This is a genomic window from Asanoa iriomotensis (assembly GCF_016862515.1).
In the GTDB taxonomy this organism is placed as follows: domain Bacteria; phylum Actinomycetota; class Actinomycetes; order Mycobacteriales; family Micromonosporaceae; genus Asanoa; species Asanoa iriomotensis.
Map to the genome: position 1 here is coordinate 1 of NZ_BONC01000101.1, position 20,609 is coordinate 20,609.

General features: G+C 69.8%; 16 protein-coding genes and 2 pseudogenes. 5 read left to right on the forward strand and 13 right to left on the reverse strand.

The features are described from left to right. Positions 1-300: 300 nt before the first annotated feature. The 3 genes from Air01nite_RS37510 to Air01nite_RS37520 all read right to left on the reverse strand — a co-directional run bounded on the left by Air01nite_RS37510 (position 301) and on the right by Air01nite_RS37520 (position 2,408). Complete coding sequence (locus tag Air01nite_RS37510; protein WP_203708163.1) at positions 301-864, reverse strand: hypothetical protein; 564 nt, start codon at positions 862-864, stop codon at positions 301-303. A gap of 169 nt (positions 865-1,033) precedes the next feature. After that, positions 1,034-2,218, reverse strand: coding sequence for an L-2-hydroxyglutarate dehydrogenase (lhgD, locus tag Air01nite_RS37515; protein ID WP_203708164.1), 1,185 nt, complete (start codon positions 2,216-2,218; stop codon positions 1,034-1,036). A 10-nt stretch (positions 2,219-2,228) separates the two neighbouring features. Further along, on the reverse strand, positions 2,229-2,408 hold the full coding sequence (locus Air01nite_RS37520) for a C1orf53 family protein (RefSeq protein WP_203708176.1): 180 nt from the start codon (positions 2,406-2,408) through the stop codon (positions 2,229-2,231). A gap of 181 nt (positions 2,409-2,589) precedes the next feature. Here Air01nite_RS37520 and Air01nite_RS37525 point away from each other — a divergent pair, with 181 nt between their 5' ends. Both Air01nite_RS37525 and Air01nite_RS37530 read left to right on the forward strand, forming a co-directional pair. Beyond that, on the forward strand, positions 2,590-2,889 hold the full coding sequence (locus tag Air01nite_RS37525) for a hypothetical protein (protein WP_203708165.1): 300 nt from the start codon (positions 2,590-2,592) through the stop codon (positions 2,887-2,889). A gap of 28 nt (positions 2,890-2,917) precedes the next feature. Further along, positions 2,918-3,205, forward strand: a complete 288-nt coding sequence (locus Air01nite_RS37530) for a DUF6582 domain-containing protein (protein ID WP_203708166.1) — start codon at positions 2,918-2,920, stop codon at positions 3,203-3,205. A 14-nt stretch (positions 3,206-3,219) separates the two neighbouring features. Here the strand turns inward: Air01nite_RS37530 and Air01nite_RS37535 are convergent, their stop codons facing one another. The 4 genes from Air01nite_RS37535 to Air01nite_RS37550 form a co-directional block, all read right to left on the reverse strand. After that, on the reverse strand, positions 3,220-4,701 hold the full coding sequence (locus tag Air01nite_RS37535) for a hypothetical protein (protein ID WP_203708167.1): 1,482 nt from the start codon (positions 4,699-4,701) through the stop codon (positions 3,220-3,222). Between the two features lie 384 nt (positions 4,702-5,085). Further along, positions 5,086-7,998 (reverse strand): vitamin B12-dependent ribonucleotide reductase, encoded by a 2,913-nt coding sequence (locus tag Air01nite_RS37540; RefSeq protein WP_203708168.1) that lies wholly within the window; start codon positions 7,996-7,998, stop codon positions 5,086-5,088. Positions 7,999-8,036: 38 nt separating this feature from the next. Further along, entirely contained in the window at positions 8,037-8,540 is a 504-nt protein-coding gene (gene nrdR, locus Air01nite_RS37545) for a transcriptional regulator NrdR (RefSeq protein ID WP_203708169.1), read from the reverse strand. Between the two features lie 444 nt (positions 8,541-8,984). Further along, complete coding sequence (locus Air01nite_RS37550; protein WP_239091248.1) at positions 8,985-9,284, reverse strand: LysM peptidoglycan-binding domain-containing protein; 300 nt, start codon at positions 9,282-9,284, stop codon at positions 8,985-8,987. Between the two features lie 256 nt (positions 9,285-9,540). Here Air01nite_RS37550 and lexA point away from each other — a divergent pair, with 256 nt between their 5' ends. Then, the gene (gene lexA / locus Air01nite_RS37555; RefSeq protein ID WP_203708170.1) at positions 9,541-10,329 is read left to right on the forward strand and encodes a transcriptional repressor LexA; all 789 of its coding nucleotides are present in this window, start codon (positions 9,541-9,543) and stop codon (positions 10,327-10,329) included. A gap of 324 nt (positions 10,330-10,653) precedes the next feature. Here lexA and Air01nite_RS37560 read toward each other — a convergent pair whose 3' ends face one another. Next, positions 10,654-12,213 carry a hypothetical protein gene (locus Air01nite_RS37560; protein WP_203708171.1) on the reverse strand — a complete coding sequence of 520 codons (1,560 nt, stop codon included), beginning with the start codon at positions 12,211-12,213 and terminating at the stop codon, positions 10,654-10,656. 55 nt (positions 12,214-12,268) lie between these two features. Then, positions 12,269-13,669: a GTPase HflX gene (gene hflX, locus Air01nite_RS37565; protein WP_373310563.1), complete on the reverse strand. Its 1,401-nt coding sequence runs from the start codon at positions 13,667-13,669 to the stop codon at positions 12,269-12,271. 170 nt (positions 13,670-13,839) lie between these two features. On the opposite strand from hflX, the gene Air01nite_RS37570 reads away from it, so the two are divergent. Continuing rightward, positions 13,840-15,264, forward strand: a complete 1,425-nt coding sequence (locus Air01nite_RS37570; protein ID WP_203708173.1) for an NAD-dependent malic enzyme — start codon at positions 13,840-13,842, stop codon at positions 15,262-15,264. Between the two features lie 1,050 nt (positions 15,265-16,314). On the opposite strand, the pseudogene Air01nite_RS37575 reads toward Air01nite_RS37570, so the two are convergent. The 4 genes and pseudogenes from Air01nite_RS37575 to Air01nite_RS37590 all read right to left on the reverse strand — a co-directional run. Then, positions 16,315-16,551, reverse strand: a pseudogene (locus Air01nite_RS37575) (diaminopimelate epimerase); the annotation flags it as partial. A 555-nt stretch (positions 16,552-17,106) separates the two neighbouring features. Then, positions 17,107-17,697, reverse strand: a pseudogene (gene dapF, locus Air01nite_RS37580) (diaminopimelate epimerase); the annotation flags it as partial. A 16-nt stretch (positions 17,698-17,713) separates the two neighbouring features. Continuing rightward, entirely contained in the window at positions 17,714-18,631 is a 918-nt protein-coding gene (miaA, locus tag Air01nite_RS37585) for a tRNA (adenosine(37)-N6)-dimethylallyltransferase MiaA (RefSeq protein WP_203708174.1), read from the reverse strand. Beyond that, the gene (locus Air01nite_RS37590; RefSeq protein ID WP_203708179.1) at positions 18,628-19,308 is read right to left on the reverse strand and encodes a class III extradiol ring-cleavage dioxygenase family protein; all 681 of its coding nucleotides are present in this window, start codon (positions 19,306-19,308) and stop codon (positions 18,628-18,630) included. Before Air01nite_RS37590 ends, miaA begins: the two co-directional genes overlap by 4 nt. 230 nt (positions 19,309-19,538) lie before the next feature. Here Air01nite_RS37590 and Air01nite_RS37595 point away from each other — a divergent pair. Next, positions 19,539-20,609: DUF349 domain-containing protein (locus Air01nite_RS37595; protein WP_203708175.1), on the forward strand; the 1,071-nt coding region annotated here is incomplete at its 3' end.

Here is a 20,609-nt window from a genome sequence, read left to right on the forward strand (position 1 = left end):
CGTGCTCGAACCCCGGCCATCGCCCGAACCCCGGGACGTGCGGCACGGAACGGCAGGCCCCGAACCCCGGGCGCAGCCCAAGTCGGCAGGCGCGGCCCGATCGCATCGCCACAGCCTCGACGCGGGCGCGGCCCGGACACGCAGGCGCGGCCCGGACACGCGGATGAGGTCTCGATTCGTGGCGCGGGGCCCGGAACCGCAGGCGCCGCTCGGACCCCTAAGAGGCAAACCAGCTTTCGCAGGCCTCGCCCGGTCGCGGGCCGTTGACCGACCGTCGGCTCGTCTGGGCGGTTGCGGTGGTCAGGGCTTTTTCGGCGGCTTGACCGCCTCGACGTGCTTTGCCAGGGCTACCAATTGCGGGCCCAGCGTTTTCGGTGGGGCAGGTGAGTCCCGGACGCCGGTGAAGCGCAGCGACATCAGCCGCTTGTCCTTTGTGAGCCAGCACACCTCGAGCCCCGGACCTGTGGTCTTCGTGGCCGCGACCGGCGCCTGGTAGGCCGCCAGCCCCAGCCCCTTGATCGCCGTCGCGCCCTTGTCCGGGATCACGTCCGACTTGAAGATCTCGGCGTCCGCGGTGGTCTTGGTGATTGTGAGGGCCAGGTCGGGCAGGTCCGATTGGTCCGGCTGGACCACGCAGGTGGTCGTCTGGCCGCTCTGGCTCGGCGCGGCGATGTCGAAACGTACGCCGAGGGTCTTCTCGATCGTGGCGTAGTCGAAGTAGACGCACGCCCCGCCCGCCATCGCCGCCGGGAAGTTCGTGCGGAGCGGCGTCGTGACGCTTTGCGGCGGTGGGTCGTCGGCGCAACCCGCGGTGGTGGCCGCGACCAGGGTGACGGCCGCGCCGAGGCAGGCGAGCCGGACCACCCGGCGACCATCCAACCTGGACCGCCGCGTGGAGGCGGGCGGGTCGCTGTGGCGGCTACGCGGCAGGACCACAACAACTCCTCGATCTACGCCTTGATCAGCACGGGAGTGCGCCGCCCGAAAACATACGGGTTCGGCTGGCCGGGCGGAAGGCCGGGTTGTCCGTCGGTCAACCCGGGAGTTGCGCCACGATGTGCTTCGCGATCTCCAGCGAGCTGGTGGCGGCCGGGGACGGTGCGTTGAGTACGTGGACCTGGCGGTCGCGGGCGACGATCAGGAAGTCGTCGACCAGGGCGCCGTCGCGGGCGATGGCCTGGGCGCGGACGCCGGCGCCGGCTGGGATCAGGTCGCTCTCCGTGACCGCCGGCACGAGGCGGGCCAGGCTCTCCGCGAACAGGCGGCGGCTCAGCGAGCGGCGCACCTCGGTCACCCCGTACCGGAAATGCTTGCGGGCGAGACGCCAAAGGCCCGCGTACCCGACGAAGTCCGCGATGTCCCTGGGGTTGATCTTGCTCCAGCGATAGCCCTCGCGGGCCAGCGCGAGCACCGCGTTGGGTCCGGCGTGGACGGTGTGGTCGATCATGCGGGTCAGGTGGACGCCCAGGAATGGGAATTGCGGGTCCGGTACCGGGTAGATCAGCCCGCGGACCAGCCCGCGCCGGTCGGGTGTGAGTTCATAATATTCACCCCTAAAGGGTACGATTCGCGCCGGCGGCTCGACCCCAGCGAGGCGCGCCACCCGGTCCGCTTGCAGCCCCGCGCAGTTGATCAGCACATCGGCCACGACGTCGCCGGACCTGGTGTGCACGATCTGCTCGCCGCCGCGGACCTCGATGCCGGTCACGGCGGTGCCCAGCCGAAGCGTTGCGCCGGCCTTCTCGGCCAGGTCGGCGAGCGTGGTGCAGACGGCGGTGAAGTCGACGATCCCGGTCGACTCGACGCGCAGCGCCTCGACGCAGCGGAGCTCGGGCTCGTACTCCTTGGCCTCGGCCGCCCCCACCAGCCGCACCGGCAGCCCGTTGGCGACCGCGCGCTCGTGCAGCGCGTGCAGGCGCGGGACCTCGGACTCGTCGGCCGCGACGATCAACTTGCCGCACACCTCGTGCGCGATGCCGTGCGTGGCGCAGAAGTCGACCATGGACGCCCGGCCGGCGGCGCAGAGCCGCGCCTTGAGGCTGCCGGGCTTGTAATAGACGCCCGCGTGGATGACGCCGCTGTTGTGCCCGGTCTGGTGGGCGGCGACCCGCGGCTCCTTGTCGATCACGGTGACCGACGCGTCCGGATGGTCGAGCGTGATCCGGTGCGCGGTGGCCAGGCCGACGATGCCGGCTCCGATGACGACGTAGCGGGTCATGGCGCGAACCCTATTTCACATAAGGACAGTGGCGGCAGCCGCGACCGCAACACGTGCCGCGTGCGGCGAGGAATCTGGCCGAGAGGACGAACAACCCGGTCCGCGGGTCGAGATATCCGGCACCGCCGCCAGCGAGCGCGTCGTCGTGGGCTTGGATGATCTCTTGCTGGTACGCGGGATCGTCCGGCATCCGGCTGTCGTGCGGTTGCCGCAACGGCCGCCCGGCCAGTGGCTTGCGCTCGCCGTTGCTCGAGGTCACCACTCCACCCGTACCCTATCGGACCTATCGGACCCGTCGTCCGCTGCCTGAATACCCTTCGCCGGTTATATCCCAAGAGGCATCATCCGTACGACGAGAGGACGCCACGGGCATGACCACCACGAGTCCCCTGCGCGACGATCTGACCGACCTCGCCCAGACCGGCGTGCCGGGCGAGGCCCAGCCGCTCGACCTGCGCGAGACGGGTGCGTACGTCGACCGGGAGCCGGTGCTCGAGGTGCTGATGTCGGTGCGCCGGGTGGACGGCGGGCCGCCGTACCCGGCCATGTACCTGGGCCCGATCGCCGAGCCCTTCCTCGGCCGCGCCCAGGACGGCCTCCCCTTCGCCGCCCGAATCGACCCCCAACGTCCGGATCGGGTGCTGGTCGACTGGACGGCCTGCGCCGCATAGCCGGGGGCCGCCTGGGTATGGCGGTGACATGGAGACAACCTGGCAGCCCGTCACCGAGGGCGACGAAGGCACCCTGTCGAGCAGCGAGAAGCGGAGCCTCCCGGACAGCGCGTTCGCGTTCCCCGGCAAGCGCAAGGAACCCCTGACCGACGCGGACCACGTGCGGAACGCGATCGCGCGCTTCGACCAGGTCCAGGACGTCAGCGACAAGGAACGCGACCAGGCGTTCGCCAACCTGAAGAAGGCAGCGAACCACTTCGACGTCGACATGTCGGAAACAGACTGGCACCAGCTGGGCAGGCGTCCGAAGCGATAGGTCGGGACGCGCGCTCACTCCAGCAGGGAGCAAAGGTCGGGGCCGAGCGGATCGCCTATGAGCTCAAGGGAGTTCGCGGCCCTCGCCGCGAGTTCCAGCGGACCGACGCCGGTCTGCAGTTTGGCGTGCACGAGTCGGTCGAACCCCGCGCCCACGAGCGGTGACGCCGTGCGAAGCGTGGCATCCATTGCCACCGATGCGGTGGTGCCGCCATGCACCACGATGTTGCGCTGGCGGTAGAGCCTGCGCACCACGCCCTCGAAGACGGCCCTCACGTCGGCCAATTCCTTGTACGGATTCGCAACGACCGCGGCGATCCGTTGCACCGCCGCGTTGTCACTCGGCGAGTTCACGGCGAGCGCCACGCCGTCGTGGAGGGCGACCGCCATGGCACGGCTGCGATCGAGGTTCTTCTTCAGCGAGTCGAGCTCGACGCTGAGGGCGTCCGGCACTTCGGGCCGGTGTCGGTAGGAAAGCGCTGTGAGTTCGGCCCTCGGCCAGGAGCAGGCGACGATCGCCGCGAGCCGGTCCGCTGCGACGACGCGACCAGGCCTTCCTTCTCCCGCGTCCGAAGCCTGCGACAGAAGGGACTCGATCGCCGACCATGCACCAGAGACAGCCGGCGCCGCGGGACCAGCGTTGAGCGGCGCGGCCATCTCCAGCGCGTCGTCGAGAGCGCCTTTGGTGGAAATGGCATACATGGTCTTCTCACGAACGAGGCTCAACACGTCCACCCCGCGGGCGGGCGGAGACACGGGCAACGGATGGTCGTGACCTGCGATCCACACCTTCCCAACCGGTTCGAGCCTGCCCGCGGCCTCACCGCGGGCGTAGGTCGCACGAGCCTGCAGTCTCTGGACCAGAGCCCCAGCGGCCCGCGCCGCGGCGGTTGGGTCTTTGGCGGTAATCGAGTAGAGGAAGGCGCCGTACTGTCGCGGCGGCTTGGCCACGTTGTTCATGGCGAGCCAATGCGCCGCTCGCGTGGCGTCCAGCCACTCCGGCAGGTGAGCGGCGAGCTGCACATGGTTCGGCAACGAAGCGAATGGAACCAGGACCTCGTAGGTGACGTCGCCGCGGCGCGCCACACCGCAGGCTTCCGCCAAGAGGTCGCCGAGAGTCGTACCGGGTTTCTGCGAGAGTTCGCGAGCCCAGCGATGCAGGTGCCCAGAGCTGTGCCCGAGGTCGAGCAGGTGAGTGGCGATCGCGCGGGCCAGGCGCTCGGCCGACGGAATCGGACCGGCCAGGAGAGCGTCTCGCCATCGGTCGAGGTAACCCGTCACAATCGTCGGCAGGAGTTGCCCGAGTTGCCGGCGCTCCGCGCTGTTGACCGCGAGCCCACGTTTCAGCAGATCCATCAACAGGCGCCGAAGTTTCCCGTCGCCGAGCCCGCGATCGGGTCCGAGCTGCCGCTGAAGACTGCTCAGGTACCAGGTCACAGCGCCCGGCGAAAGCGCCTGGTTGGCCTGCCAGCGAGCCGCTTCGTGGGCCTCGCGCAACGCGAGTCCGCTGCTGACGTCCCATAGGCGTCGCGGCCAAGGCGTGGTGTCGGCGAAGAAGTCGAGGAGTCGAGCGACAACATGGCTAGCGTAAGGATCCGTTGCCAGTGCGCCCGAGAGTGGAGCAGACGGAGTCGTCACTGCTGGTATGCTTTCGCTCAGAGCGCCGAGCGCTCAATGACTAAAGCAGGGGAGTCGCCTTCGGGCCACTCCCCTCTTTCTTTGCCTGGTGACCGCCTCAGCGCACTCGGCGACTTAGATTTCCGTTCGACTCGGTGGCCAGGCTCGCGACAAGCTACGCCGAAGCCGGATAGGGGAGCCGATCAAGCTCGACTCCCCTATCCGATGGCCTCGGCTCGCTAGCCGAAGCCGCCGCTTATGGTCCTAGCTGCAGCCGGACGTTGAGCCGCAGCCCTCGCACACGTAGCAGCTGCCGGCGGGGCGCATCTTCGTGCCGCAGGTGAAGCAGAGCGGTGCGTCCGCGGCCTTGCCGATCACGGCCTCGAGAAGCTCCGTCGAGGAGCCCACGCGGGGTGACGGCGCGGCGATCTGGACCGGGCCGTCGGACGTGGTCTTGGCCGTCGTCGACGGCTCGGTCTTCTCGGCCTTGTCTTCGGCCGCCTTCTCCTCGACGACCTTGGCCTCGATGGGGGCCGACGATGCCATCTGGGTGTGGTCGAAGGCGGCTTCCGCCTCGGCCTCGGCGCGGATCTGGGCGGCCCGCTCCTTGGCCGTGAAGATGCCTAGTTCGGCGCGGCGCTCGTAGGGCAGGAAGTCGAGTGCCAGCCGGCGGAAGATGTAGTCCATCACCGAGGCCGCCATGCGGATGTCCGGGTCGTCGGTCATGCCGGCGGGCTCGAACCGCATGTTGGTGAACTTGGCGACGTAGGTCTCCAGCGGCACGCCGTATTGCAGGCCGATCGAGATCGCCACCGAGAACGCGTCCATGACGCCGGCCAGGGTGGAGCCCTGCTTCGACATCTTGAGGAAGACCTCGCCCAGGCCGTCGTCGGGGTAGGACGACGCCGTCAGGTAGCCCTCGGCGCCGCCGACCGAGAAGGACACCGTCTCCGACGGGCGCTTCTTGGGCAGGCGCTTGCGGACCGGCCGGTATTCGACGACCTTCTCGACGACCTTCTCGACCGCGGCGGCCGGCGTCTCGACCGACACCGACGACTTGGCCGGCTTGGCCGCCGACAGCGGCTGGCCCACCTTGCAGTTGTCGCGGTAGATCGCCAGCGCCTTGAGGCCGAGCTTCCAGCCCTCGAAGTAGATCTTCTCGACGTCCTCGACGGTCGCCGACTCCGGCATGTTGACCGTCTTGGAGATCGCGCCCGAGATGAACGGCTGGACGGCCGCCATCATCCGCACGTGGCCCATCGGCGCGATCGAGCGCTCGCCCATCGCGCAGTCGAAGACCGAGTAGTGCTCGGGCTTGAGGCCCGGCGCGTCGACGACGTGGCCGTGGTCGGCGATGTGCTCGACGATCGCCTCGACCTGCTCCTCGGGGTAGCCGAGGCTGCGCAGCGCGCGCGGCACGGTCTGGTTGACGATCTGCATCGAGCCGCCGCCGACCAGCTTCTTGAACTTGACCAGGGCCAGGTCGGGCTCGACGCCGGTGGTGTCGCAGTCCATCATCAGGCCGATGGTGCCGGTCGGCGCGAGCACCGAGGCCTGCGCGTTGCGCCAGCCCGACTTCTCGCCGATCTTGAGGCCCAGCTGCCACTGCTTCGTCGCCTCGCGGGAGATGGCGGTCGCCACCGGGCTCGACGCCTTGATGTCGTCGCTGGCCGTGGCGTGCTTGCGCATGACCCGCTTGTGCGGCTCGGCGTTGCGGGCGTAGCCGTCGTAGGCGCCGACCACGCCGGCCAGCTCGGCCGAGCGGCGGTAGGCGGTGCCGGTCATCAGCGACGTGATCGCCCCGGCCAGCGCGCGCCCGCCGTCGGAGTCGTAGGGCAGACCCGACGCCATCAGCAGCGCGCCGAGGTTGGCGTAGCCGATGCCGAGCTGGCGGTAGGCACGCGTCGTCTCGCCGATCTTCTCGGTCGGGAAGTCGGCGAAGCAGATCGAGATGTCCATCGCCGTGATGACGAACTCGACCGACTTGACGAACTTTTCCACCTCGAAGCTGCCGTCGGCGCGGAGGAACTTCATCAGGTTGAGCGACGCCAGGTTGCACGACGAGTTGTCGAGGTGCAGGTATTCGGAACAGGGGTTGGACGCGGTGATCCGACCGGTCTCCGGTGAGGTGTGCCAGTCGTTGATCGTGTCGTCGTATTGCAGGCCCGGGTCGGCGCACTCCCACGCCGCCTGCGCGATCGTGCGGAACAGCTTGCTGGCGTCGACGGACTCGATCACCGCGCCGTCGAGCCGGCCGCGCAGGTCGAACGGGCCGTTCTCTTCGACCGCGCGCATGAACTGGTCGGTGACGCGCACCGAGTTGTTGGCGTTCTGGTATTGCACGCTGACGATGTCGGAGCCGCCGAGGTCCATGTCGAAGCCGGCGTCGCGGAGCGCCCGGATCTTGTCTTCCTCACGGGCCTTGGTCACGACGAACTCTTCGATGTCGGGGTGGTCGACGTCGAGGATGACCATCTTGGCCGCGCGCCGGGTGGCGCCGCCGGACTTGATCGTGCCCGCCGACGCGTCGGCGCCGCGCATGAAGCTGACCGGCCCGGACGCGGTGCCGCCCGAGGAGAGCAGCTCCTTGGACGAGCGGATGCGCGACAGGTTGACCCCGGAGCCGGAGCCGCCCTTGAAGATCAGCCCCTCCTCCTTGTACCAGTCGAGGATCGAGTCCATCGAGTCGTCGACGGCGAGGATGAAACAGGCGCTGACCTGCTGCGGCGACGGCGTGCCGACGTTGAACCAGACCGGCGAGTTGAAGCTGAACACCTGGTGCAGAAGCATGTAGGTCAGCTCTTGCTCGAAGACCTCGGCGTCGCCCGGGTTGGTGAAGTAGCCGTAGTCTTCGCCCGCCTTGCGGTAGGTCTTGACCACCCGGTCGATGAGCTGCTTGAGCGACCACTCACGCTCCGGGGTGCCCACGGCGCCGCGGAAGTATTTGGTGGTGACGATGTTGGCCGCGTTGATGCTCCACGACTCCGGGAACTCGACCCCGCGCTGCTCGAAGTTGATCGAGCCGTCGCGCCAGTTGGTCATCACCACGTCGCGGCGCTCCCACGCCACCTCGTCGTAAGGGTGGACGCCCTCGGTCGTCCACACCCGCTCGATCTTGAGCCCGGTCGCCCCCACGCCCCGTGCTCGACTCTTGCCAGCGGCAACGTCGCCCGCCATGTCACCTGCCCCCTCGTTTACGAACGCATTCAAAAGCTCTACTTGGTACGCGTCTCCGCGTTGACAACCGCGCCAGCGGTGCCCTCCAGTCGCGCGGCGGCGGCCGCGCGCAGCGTCTCGATCTCGCGCTCGAAGTCGCTGAGCGACTCGAACGAGCGGTAGACGCTGGCGAAGCGCAGGTAGGCCACCTCGTCGAGGTCGCGCAGCGGGCCGAGGATGGCGAGCCCGACATCGTGGCTCGGGACCTCGGCAGCCCCCTTGGCGCGAACCGTCTCCTCGACCTTCTGTGCCAGCAGCGCGATCGAGTCCTCGTCGACCGGTCGACCCTGGCAGGCCTTGCGCACGCCCGTGACGATCTTCGTGCGGCTGAACGGCTCGGTCACGCCACTGCGCTTGACCACGGCGAGGACGGCCTCCTCGACGGTGGTGAACCGCTTGCCACACTCGGGGCACGACCGGCGGCGCCGGATCAGCTGGCCGTCGTCGGCCTCACGCGAGTCGACCACCCGCGAGTCGGGGTGTCGGCAGTATGGGCAGCGCATCGACGACCTCCTCTCCTGAACTGATCCCGCGGGGCCACGCTAGTGCGACCCTCTGACACTTTTCTGGCGGCGGAGCGCACCGCTCTCGCGGGGCTTTCCGGGCACGCCTGTGGACAACGGCCAACCACCACCGGTGGATACCGCTGTGCACAACCTGTGGGAAAGGTGTGGGTAACTCTGACGAGTCTACCCCTACCTGTGGACAACTTACAGAGCTGTAACTACTACATCTAGGGGTTCGACCGTAGGCCGCCCACGTCCCGGGGTCAAGTTGGGTGGGCGTGTCGCCAGTGCCACGTTTCTGTCTCCACGCGATTGCTGTGGCTGCTGTGACTGGCCACACGACGGCGTCAGACGCGCGCGGACAGGCGCCGGCGCACCCCTCGCGTCATGCGGCACAACACCGCATAGCCAGGGCGTCCGTCGCCGGCAGACGCTAGATGGTCACCCGCCCGGAAGGATCAACTTCTGGCCCGCGAAGATCGTGAAGCTGTCCAGGTGGTTGAGTCGGCGGATCTCGGCTATCACCTCGAACGGTGAGTTGCTCGGGCGGTGACGTGCGGCGACCGACCAGAGGGTGTCACCAGGTTGGACGACCGCGATCGCGGGTGGCCCCGCGGGATCCGCCGCGCGCGACGCCGGCGACAGCACCGCCGCCAGGCCGCCCACCACCAGCAGGAACAGCACGACCAGGACCAGCCGGCCGCGCCGTGTCAGGCGTAGTCGCGGCCTTGGCCGGCGCACCGGAAACCTCGACAACGCGCCCGCCACATCGCCCGAAATGCCGACCACGCTCATCCCGACCCCCAAGATCGAACGCCAGTTCGATAGTACGGACGTACGATGGTTTATCAGAACAGGCGTTCGGATGTCGAGCCCACAGGCGCGACACGCCGGGCACGGATGTCGTACAGATGTTTGAAACTGTCTCAACCCACCGATACGGTCATGGTCACCCCAACCGCGAATAGGGCATCACAGCCGACCAGGGAGGACGGACGTGTCGACCGACGACCGGGCGAGCCGGCAGCAACAACCGCAGAGAATCGCGTCCGAGGCCGCGTCGCCGGGCACCCGCAAGCGCAGCGCCGCGCGGGCACGCGCCGCGACGTCCGAGGTCAGATCCGTGGCACCGGTCGTGAGCAGCTTCCCTGACGTGACCGCCGCCGAGCTGACGGCTCGGCAGCGACGGATCCTCGAGTTCATCCGGGACTGGGTGGACCGCTACGGCTACCCGCCGAGCGTCCGCGAGATCGGCGAGGCGGTCGGGCTGGTCTCGCCGTCGAGCGTGGCCTACCAGCTCAAGGAGCTCGAGCGGAAGGGCTACCTCCGGCGCGACCCCAACCGGCCCCGTGCCGTCGACGTGCGTCCCCCGGCGGACGTCGACGAGGAGGCGGCGCGGGCACAGCGCCCGGCTCCGGCATACGTGCCGATGCTCGGTCGCATCGCCGCCGGTGGCCCGATCCTGGCCGAGCAGGCCGTGGAGGACGTCTTCCCCCTCCCCCGCGAGCTGGTCGGCGAGGGCGAGGTCTTCATGCTCCACGTCAAGGGCGACTCGATGCTCGAGGCCGCGATCTGCGACGGCGACTGGGTCGTCGTCCGCCAACAGCCGACGGCCAACAACGGCGAGATCGTGGCGGCGATGCTCGACGGCGAGGCGACGGTCAAGACGTTCCAGCGCCGCGAGGGCCACGTCTGGCTGCTGCCACGCAACCCGGCGTTCGACCCGATCAACGGCGACGAGGCAACGATCATGGGCCGCGTCGTGGCGGTCCTACGCCGCATCTGACGAACAGCGCGTGGCCCGCCGACCCCCAGCCGGCGGGCCACGCCAGGAAACTGCCACACCACGAAAACCCGGCGACGCCAGGGGTACGCGCGCCGGGCCGGGCAACTCGACGAGACGCCAACGTCGCCCCAGCCGCGTGGTCGCACAGCAAGCTCGACCTCCAACGGCGCTCGCGCCGGCGGGTTGCCACGGCTGACACGGTGGGGAAACAGGGATCGAAGCCTCGGCCGTCAGCAGTCAGCCGTCGTAGTCGTGTCCCAAAGCCGACGAATAGCGACGCGGCACCGCAGGGATCAACGCGGTGGCCGGCAGCCCCAAGACGGCTCAGCCGCGATAGTCGTGGCCTGAGCCGACGTAGCCGTTGCCGCCGTAACCCCCGTCGTTGCCGCCGCCCTGTTGGCCGTAGCCCTGCCCCGAATAGCCGTAGTCGTCCGGTGCCGAGCGCTGCCGTCCGTAGCTCGTCCCACGCGGCGGCTCAGCCTGCTGCGGCGGGCCATAACCACCGTCGCCGCCACCCCCGTATGCCGGCGCTCCGCCGCCGCCGTAAACGGACCCGCCGCCACCGCGCTGCCCGCCGCCGCCGTAGACGCCGCCGCCGCGCTGTGACGAAGCTCCGGCACCGTAGACACCCGGCGCACCGCCGTACACGTTGCCGCCTGGGTCCTGGTCCCAAACGGCCTGCTCTGGGGCTACCTGCCGGCCTACCCGGGCGGTGCCGGCACCGACCGGCTCGCTGTCGGCGGCCGCGGCCTTCTTCTTGCGGGCCACGATGATCCCCGCCACACCGGCGCCGACCAGGATCAGGCCGATCACACCGATCGCGGCGATCAGTGACGTGATGTCCTTGATCGACAAGCTGTCCATGAACGAGCCGCCGCCGTCGCCCGCGCCGGCGCCCGGCGAGGCCGCTGCCGCGGGTGGGGCCGCCGCCGCCGGTGCGTAGCTGAGGATCTGGATCTCCTCGTCCTCACCGAGCTGGCCGCCGTCGGACACGGTGACGAACTGCTTGCCGTCGGTCGTGTAGGAGATGGCCTCGCCGAACGGGTCGGTCAGGCCCGTGATCCGGGGTGCGGTCTTGCTGGTCAAGGCGGCCGCCACGTCGCCGCCGTCGGCTACGTCCCACTCGAACGCGTCGGCGTAGGTGCGCAGGACGACCTTCGAGCCGTCGGGCGAGCGCGCCGCGCCCGTCACCGTCACCCGCCCGGCCGCGCCCAGCAGGTTGGGCGTCTCGGTCTGCGGGAGGGTGACCTGGCCGACCTTCTTCATCGGCACGCCGGTCGAGTTGCCGCTCTTGATCGCCGCGGCGGGGGCGAACAGCTCGGCCGGGCCGGTCGACTTGGTGATCACCAGCGGAGTGCCGGCGCCCGTGCCCGTCATCACCAGCGCCTCGGCGTCGCGGGGCTTGTCGTCCGGGTAGACGAAGCGGTGCAGGGTCGGCTGCTTGCTGCCGTTGACGGGCAGGCTCCACAGCACGATGCTCGTGCGCTGGTCGTCGCTCGTGATGTTGTTGCCCGTGTCGGCGACCCACAGGGTCTTTCCGTCAGGCGAGAGCGCCAGGTCCTCCGTGTCGCGCGGGCCGCCGCCCGGGTAGGAGACCGAATCGGTCACCTCACACTTGCGGTCGAGGAAGAAGACCCGCTCCCGACTCGAAACGTCGCTGCTGTCGTTGATGACAATGAAGCCTGTCTTCGTCGCCACCAGACCGGATAGCTCGACCAGCTTCGAGTCGCTGACGGTGCAGACCTTCTTGCCCGGCACGGGCTCCGCGGCACCGGCGCCGCCGGTGCCCGGTGAAGGGGCGGCAAATGCGGTGCCAAAGCCGGCACCGAGCGCCGCTGCGACCACGCCCAGGACGACCGTGATCGAAGAGGAAGCGCGCGGCATCGGGCCAGTGTCGCACGTCCGCCTGTGTGCGCGCCTCCCCCTCGTGATCTCGGCCTTATGCCGACACATAGGGCGCGAGCTCGGCCGCCAGCGCCTGGTCGACCCGCACGTGCAGCGCGGTGCCCTCGGCGATGTGTGCCGTGCTCAGCACCTTGGCCCGGCGGTGCAACTGGGCGACCAGCTCACCACGGGCGTAAGGCACCACGACACGCAACTCGACCGCGGGCCGTGGCAGCCGCGACTCGAGCGTCGCGCGAAGCTCGTCGATGCCGCGCCCGGAGCGGGCCGAGACGAACACCGCCTCGGGCCAGGTCCGCTTGAGCCGCAGCAGCGTCTCTTCGTCAGCCGTGTCGATCTTGTTGACCACGAGCAACTCGGGAACGCTGTCGGCGCCGACCTCGGCCAGCACCTCGCGGACCGCGCGGACCTGCTCCTCGGGGTCGGGGTGCGCGCCGTCGACGACGTGGACGACCAGGTCGGCCTCGGCCACCTCTTCCAGCGTCGAGCGGAACGCCTCGACGATCTGGTGCGGGAGGTGTCGGACGAAGCCGACCGTGTCGGACAGCGTGTAGACCCGGCCGTCGTTGGTGCGGGCCCGGCGGGTCGTCGGGTCCAGGGTCGCGAACAGCGCGTCCTCGACCAGCACCCCGGCGCCGGTCAGGCGGTTGAGCAGGCTGGACTTGCCGGCGTTGGTGTAGCCGGCGATCGTCACACCGGGAACCTCGTTGCGGTTGCGCCTGGCGCGCTTTGTCGCGCGTACCTTCCGCAACGCCTTGATCTCCCGGCGCAGGCGGGCGATGCGCTGGTTGATCCGGCGGCGATCGGTCTCGAGCTTCGTCTCACCGGGACCACGCAGGCCGACGCCGCCACCCGCGCCACCGCCCCGGCCGGAGCCACCGGTCTGGCGGGACAGCGTCTCGCCCCAACCACGCAGCCGCGGCAGCAGGTATTCGAGCTGGGCCAGCTCGACCTGCGCCTTGCCCTCTTTGCTCTTGGCGTGCTGGGCGAAGATGTCGAGGATCAGGGCTGTCCGGTCGACGACCTTGACCTTGACCCGCTGCTCCAGGTTGCGGAGCTGCGAGGGCGACAGCTCGCCGTCGCAGATCACGGTGTCGGCGCCGGTCGAGATCACCACGGACCGCAGCTCGTCGACCTTGCCGCTCCCGACGAACGTCGCGGGATCGGGCTTGCCCCGGCGCTGGATCATGCCCTCGAGCACCTGGGAGCCCGCCGTCTCGGCGAGCGCCGCCAGCTCGATCAGGGAGTTGTCGGCGTCGGTCGCCGTGCCATCGGTCCAGACACCGACCAGGACGACCCGTTCGAGCCGCAGCTGCCGGTATTCGACCTCGGTGATGTCGGTGAGCTCGGTGGACAGGCCTGCGACGCGGCGCATCGCGTGTCGGTCTTCGAGCTCCAGCTCGCCGGTCGTCGGGTCGATGTCGGCCAGCTCATCCACAGCGTGGAACGTGCGCAAAAGAATGCCTCCTTGAACACCGATCGTGACACGGTCAGACGGCGAGCGCATCCATAAATCGCCCAGGCGGTTGGCCGACCTCGACACACGTGGGCAAGAATGCGCTACGGCGCGGGCGCCGTGGCCCGCGCCGTAGAACGACGGAGGACCACGTGGCGCAGACCCGCCTGCCGAGCGCCGGCTTTTCGATCACGATCCGGATCGGGGTGGTCGCCGACGCGTCGGCGATCGGCCGACTCACCACCTGCGTCGGCGAGGCGGGTGCGATCGTCACCGCCCTCGACGTCGTCGACTCGGACCCGACCACGGTCGTCGTCGACCTCACCTGTGACACCGCCGACGCCGGCCACGCCGACCAAGTGGTCAAGGCGCTCGAGGCGCTGGACGGCGTGGACGTGCGCAAGGTCTCCGACCGGACGTTCCTGCTGCACCTCGGAGGCAAGATCGAGGTCACGCCGAAGGTGGCGCTGCGTAACCGCGACGAGCTGTCCCGGGCGTACACGCCGGGAGTGGCTCGGGTCTGCCTCGCGATCGCGGAGAACCCGGCCGACGCCCGCCGCCTGACGATCAAGCGCAACACGGTGGCCGTCGTGACCGACGGCTCCGCGGTGCTCGGCCTCGGCAACCTCGGACCGGCGGCGTCACTGCCCGTGATGGAGGGCAAGGCCGCGCTCTTCAAGCGATTCGGCGGCGTCGACGCCTGGCCGGTGGTGCTGGACACTCAGGACACCGACGAGATCGTCCGGATCGTGCAGGCGATCGCACCCGCCTACGGCGGCATCAACCTCGAGGACATCGCCGCGCCGCGCTGCTTCGAGATCGAGGAGCGGCTGCGGGACCTGCTGGACATTCCGGTGTTCCACGATGATCAGCACGGGACCGCGATCTGCGTGCTGGCCGCGCTGACCAACGCGCTGCGGGTGGTCGGCAAGCGGATGCAGGACGTGCGCGTCGTCGTCAGCGGCGCCGGGGCGGCCGGGACCGCGATCATGAAGCTCCTGTTGCGGCAGGGCGTGGGCGACATCATCGCGTACGACCGGCCTGGTGTGCTTCATGCCGGTTTGAAGGATCTGCCGGCCTCGTGGCAGTGGCTGGTGGAACACACGAACCGCGACGGCTACCAGGGCGATCTCGCGGGCGCGCTGCGCGGAGCCGACGTGTTCATCGGCGTGAGCGCCCCGAACCTGCTGACCGGCGACGACATCGCGACGATGGCCGACGACGCGATCGTGTTCGCCCTGGCCAACCCGGACCCGGAGGTCGACCCGCGCGAGGCCCGCAAACATGCGGCGGTGGTCGCTACCGGGCGCTCCGACCAGCCCAATCAGATCAACAACGTGCTGGCCTTTCCGGGGGTGTTCCGCGGGATGCTCGACGCGCATGCCGAGGAGTTCACGGAGGAGATGGCCTTGGCCGCGGCCCGCGCGATCGCGGACGTGGTGGGCGAGGACAAGATCAATCCGACTGTGATCGTGCCTAGCGTTTTCGATTCTCGGGTTGCGGTGGCGGTGGCGGCGGCGGTGCGGTTGGCGGCGCAGAGCGCGCCGGTTGCGGCCGTCGATACGTCTACGCCTTAGATCCTTTATTGCCCGGGTCCGTCGTGGTCCGGACCGTCGCTCCCGCCGGGCCGGGCGGGTTCGCGGTTGGTTGCGGTCGTTTTCGGGCGCCGTCCCACGATCGGTTTCGCTTTCGTTGGGTTCGGATTTCGCTCGGTCGTTTGGTCGCCCTCTAGGGCGGGGGAGAATGTTGTGAGTACCGACAGGTCGCAAAGAGCGCGCCCCTTATAGTCGGCACTCACAACATCCTCCCCCGCCCTGACCTACATACCCTTTGTCGACTCCGGTGCCGGGCCGCGGGCCACAGTCCATTGGCTGATCTCCGCGGTGTGTTTGCCGAGGTGGTCGAGCTTGTTGGGTGTCATTCGCTGGTTGCCGCATATGCTCGCTCTCGCGACGGAGATCCATGCAGGTTCGATCGGCTCTCTGCTTTTCCAGTCGCGCCGCATCGGCTGCTCTCCGCGACGATCAACTCGCGCTAGCCAGGCCATATCGGCCGGTCCGCCGCCGAACACCTGTCCAACTGCCACATGGGCCGAACTCCCCCGCCAGAAACCCACCCCAGCCAAGGCATGTCGAGTGATTCGTCCCTAGACAGTTGACCGATGCTGGCGTTCAGCCTCGCTACGTGGGCTGCTTTCCGCGACCGTTTACCGGCGCTAGCCGGGCCGTATGCCTGATCCGCCACCAGACAGCTGACCGACGCTGGCGTTCAGCCTCGCTACGTCGGCTGCTTTCCGCGACCGTTAGCCGGCGCTAGCCGGGCCATATGCCTGATCCGCCACCAGACAGTTGAAGGCCGCGGCGGCTGGGCCGGTGGCGAGGCGGTCCACAATGGCGGCGTGAATCTCGCTGCGATCTGGGCGGACGTCGCCGTCATAGACGAGTTACTGCGGGACGTTGCGCGGCGTGCGGTTGACGTGCGCGATCCGGATTGGGTGGCCGAGCTTCGGCGGGCGCCGGCGCCGGTGGAAGAGGCCGGGGTGGCGCCGAGGCGGCTGCCGCGCTGGAGGCGCTGTTGGACCCTTACGAGGTGGGCGGATTGCCTATTCGCGAGGAGGTGGTCGGTGGTTAGAGGGTGAGGGTTTCGCCTGCGGCTACGAGGATGGCTGGGCCGGTGAAGGTGCAGGTTTCGCCGTCCAGGGCGACCGTTAGGCGGCCTCCGGGGACGTCTACCGCTACCACGCCTGTTTGCTTGCCTGCCTCGTGTAGGGCCACCGCGGCCACCGCGATCGCGCCTGAGCCGCAGGAGAGGGTTTCGCCTGAGCCTCGTTCGTAGACGCGCATCGCTACGTGGGCGTCGACGCCGACCGGGGCCGGGCGCTTGTCGACAGCGATGTGGCCGAACTCGCCGCCCCGTCGGTCGACGGCGATGTGGCCGCGGTCCGGCTGGGTCGGCGGCGGAGAGTCAACTGCGATGTGGCCCTGCGCCCGCTGGTCCGGGGGCGGCGAATCCACCGCGATGTGGCCCTGCGCCCGGCGGTCCGCTGGCGGCGCGTCGACCGCGATGTGTCCCAGCGCCCGATCATCCGCCGGCGGGGAATCCACGGCGATGTGGCCCTGCTGCGGCTCCGTGGGCGGCGGCGAGTCCACCGCGATGTGACCCCGCTCCCGGCCGTCCGCCGGCGGCGCGTCGACAGCGATGTGACCCTGCTCCCGACGGTCCGCAGGTGGCGAATCCACCGCGATGTGGCCCTGCTCTCGACGGTCGACGGGCGGAGAGTCGACAGCGATGTGACCCCGCTCCCGACCATCCGCCGGCGGCGAGTCCACGGCGATGTGGCCCTGGTCTGGGCCTGGGCGGCGGTCGACGGCGATGTGGCCGAAGGTGGCCGCCTCACTAGCGCCGGAGACCACGAACTCGATGTTGACGCCCGTCGGGAACGCGGCCCCGTCGAATGCGGGCGCCGCCGACAGGTTCAGGTCGCCCAGTGCCAACCCGGACGGCAGCGCGCAGACCAGGTGGGGGTTGCCGACGTCCACCGACGTGCCGGTGAAGGTCAGGCCGCCCAGCGTCGCCGTCGAGCCGCCGCCGATGCGGGGTGCGGGCAGCACGACCGAGACCTCGTCCGCGGTAACCGTCGCCTGGACCACGCCCGAGCGGGTCGCGATCGGGAACGACGTGCCGGGCTCGTAGCCCTCCGCGGACAGGAACCGGGCGAAGACGCGTACGCCATTGCCGCACATCTCGGCGATCGAGCCGTCCGCGTTCCAGTAGTCCATGAACCACTCGGCTTCGCCGGCCAGGTCGACCGCGTGCGGGTGCTTCGCCGAGCGGACCACGCGCAGCACGCCGTCGGCGCCTATGCCGAAGTGGCGGTCGCAGAGGGCCGCGACCCGCGACGGTGTGAGTGCCAGGACGCCGTCCGGGTCCGGCAGGATCACGAAGTCGTTGCCTGTGCCGTGGCCCTTGAAAAATCGCATGCTGGCCCCCATCTCAAACCCGCCCCCCATCAGATGCCGCCGCCCATCATGGCGTACCCGCTCGCTCCGCGTGGACCGCCGTCAGTGCCAACCGCGGCAGGTCCGGATCCAATCCGTCCAGCCAGGTGATCCGGGGGTCGCGGCGGAACCACGTCCGCTGCCGGCGGACGAAACGCCGGGTGGCCCGGATCGTTTCGTCGTGGGCCTCCTGCTCTCCAGAATCCCCCGCCAGGAACGCCAGGACCTGCTGGTATCCGAGTGCCCGGCTGGCCGTCCGGCCGGAACGCAAGCCCTGCGAGACCAGGGACCGCGTCTCCGCGACCAAACCGGCCGACCACATCGCCGACACCCGCTCCGCGATGCGCGCGTCCAGGGCCGCGGCCGCCACATCGACCCCAATCTGCACAGAGGGATAAAACGGCACCGGCTCCGACGGCAGGGCCGCCGCGAACGGCTGGCCCGTCAGGGTGATCACTTCCAGGGCGCGGACGATCCGGCGGCCGTTGGTGGGCAGGATCCGCGACGCCGCCACCGGGTCCGCGGCCTCGAGGCGCGCATGCAGGGCCACCGCGCCCACCTCGGCCAACTCGGCCTCCAACGACGCGCGCAACGCGGCGTCCGTACCCGGAAAGTCGAACTCCTCCAAAACCGCACGCACATAAAGGCCAGAGCCACCGACCAGCAGGGGTACGCGGCCGCGCGCCAGGATGTCGTCGATCGCCGCGCGGGCCAGCCGCTGGTATTCGGCCACACTCGCCGGCGCCGTCACCGGCCAGATGTCGAGCACGTGGTGGGGCACCCCGCGCCGCTCGGCCACCGACAGCTTCGCGGTGCCGATGTCCAGGCCCGCGTAGAGCTGCATCGAGTCGGCGTTGACCACCTCGCCGCCGAGCTCCTCGGCCAGCGCGAGGCTCAGCGCCGACTTCCCCGCGGCGGTCGGGCCGACCACGGCCACAACGGTCATGCCCGGGCCCAACTGGCGACGAAATAGCTGACGCCGTACGGAGCCGCGTAATAAGACAAGTCGCCCGACCACGCACCGCCGGCCGCGCCGACCGCACCCGCCAATGCCTGGAACGCCGGCCGCCCGGCCACGCCCAGCGACCGCGACAATTCCGGGTCGAGGGCGTGCAACGCGTCCAGGTCGACCCCGGCCAGCGCCGCCGCCAGCGCGTCGTCGTAAGGCTCCGCGCGCGGATCGTCGTACCCCGGCGACTTGATCCCCCGCGACGCGGACCCGTCACCCATCACGAGCAGCGCCCACGGACCGTCGGGGGCGCAGCACTCGCCGAAGTTCCTGCATTCGGCCGGCGTAGCGTCGACAGAGATGCCCTGCATGTTGACCATCACCGGCTGGCCGGGCGGGTGTTGCCGCAACAGCCACGCGCCTATCACCAGGCTCAACGGCAACTCGCGGCTCTCCAACGGGTCGTGCGGGCCCAGCGAGACGTCGAGGTCGACACCCCACGGGCGAAGCGAGCCCCGCTGCGGCGGGTCATAGGACGTCATGGCCGAATCCGCCCCGAACACGACGATCTGCCGCGCACCGGCCTCGCCCAGCGCCGTGACCGCGGACGCGCAGGCCGCGCGGAGGTCGTCGAGCTCGGCGGCGGCACCGCCGGCCACCTCCGGGACGATCATGGGCGGATGAGGACAGACCGCGACAGCTACGAGGGTCACCGCATAACGGTATCGGGACGACAGTCCGCCGCCGCGTGATTCCCGCCCCGGTCTCCGTATGGTCACGGTCGCCAATAGGCGCTCGACTTGGACGGGGTGGGACCTGTGACAATGCAGCGGTAACAATACTGCGCTATGGCGACGCCCGAAGGGTGCATTCCCGACGGAGTCGGACGAACGAGGATGGGCAGATGAGCGACTGGACGGCCTTCGGACGCGTGGACGCGGAGGGCACGGTTTACGTCAAGACGGCCGAGGGGGAACGGATCGTCGGCTCCTGGCAGGCCGGCTCGCCCGAGGAGGGCCTGGCCCACTTCGCCCGGCGGTTCGCCGACGTGGTCACGGAGGTTGACCTCGTCGAGGCGCGGATGGGTTCCGGCGCCGCCGACGCGTCCCACTCGCTCGCCACGATCCGGCGCATCCGGGCGTCCCTGCCCGAGGCACACGTCGTCGGTGACATCGATGGCCTGACCGCCCGGCTCGACCGGCTGGCCGAGTCCGCCGAGGCCAAGGCCGGTGAGGCCCGCGCCGCGCGGGAGACCGCCCGGGCCGAGGCGCTGGCGCGCAAGACCCAGCTCGTCGAGGAGGCCGAGAAGATCGCGGCCGAGTCCACCGGCTGGAAGTCGGCCGGCGACCGGCTCAAGGAGATCCTCGACGAGTGGAAGACCATCCGCGGCGTCGACAAGAAGTCCGACGGCGAGCTGTGGAAGCGCTTCGCCGCGGCCCGCGACGGCTTCACCCGCCGCCGCGGCGCGCACTTCGCGACCCTGGACTCCCAGCGCAAGCAGGCCCAGGGCGCCAAGGAAGCGCTGGTCGCCGAGGCCGAGACGCTGCGCGAGTCGACCGACTGGGGCCCGACCGCGGCGCGGCTCAAGGAGCTGATGACCGAGTGGAAGGCGGCGCCGCGCGCGTCGAAGGAGGCCGAGCAGCGGCTGTGGGAGAAGTTCCGCGCCGCGCAGGACGCCTTCTTCACCAACCGCAGCACGGTCTTCTCGGCCCGCGACGCCGAGCAGCGCGGCAACCAGGAGCGCAAGCAGGCGCTGGTCGTCGAGGCCGAGTCGATCGACGTCGACGCCGACCCGCGGGCCGCGCAGGCCAGGCTCCGCGAGATCCAGGGCCAGTGGCACGACGCCGGCCGGGTGCCGCGCGAGGTGGCCGGCGGGCTTGACCGCCGGTTGCGCGCGGTCGAGGAGAAGGTCCGGGTCGCGATGGACTCGGCCTGGCGCCGCACCGAGCCGTCGGCCAACCCGCTGCTCGCCCAG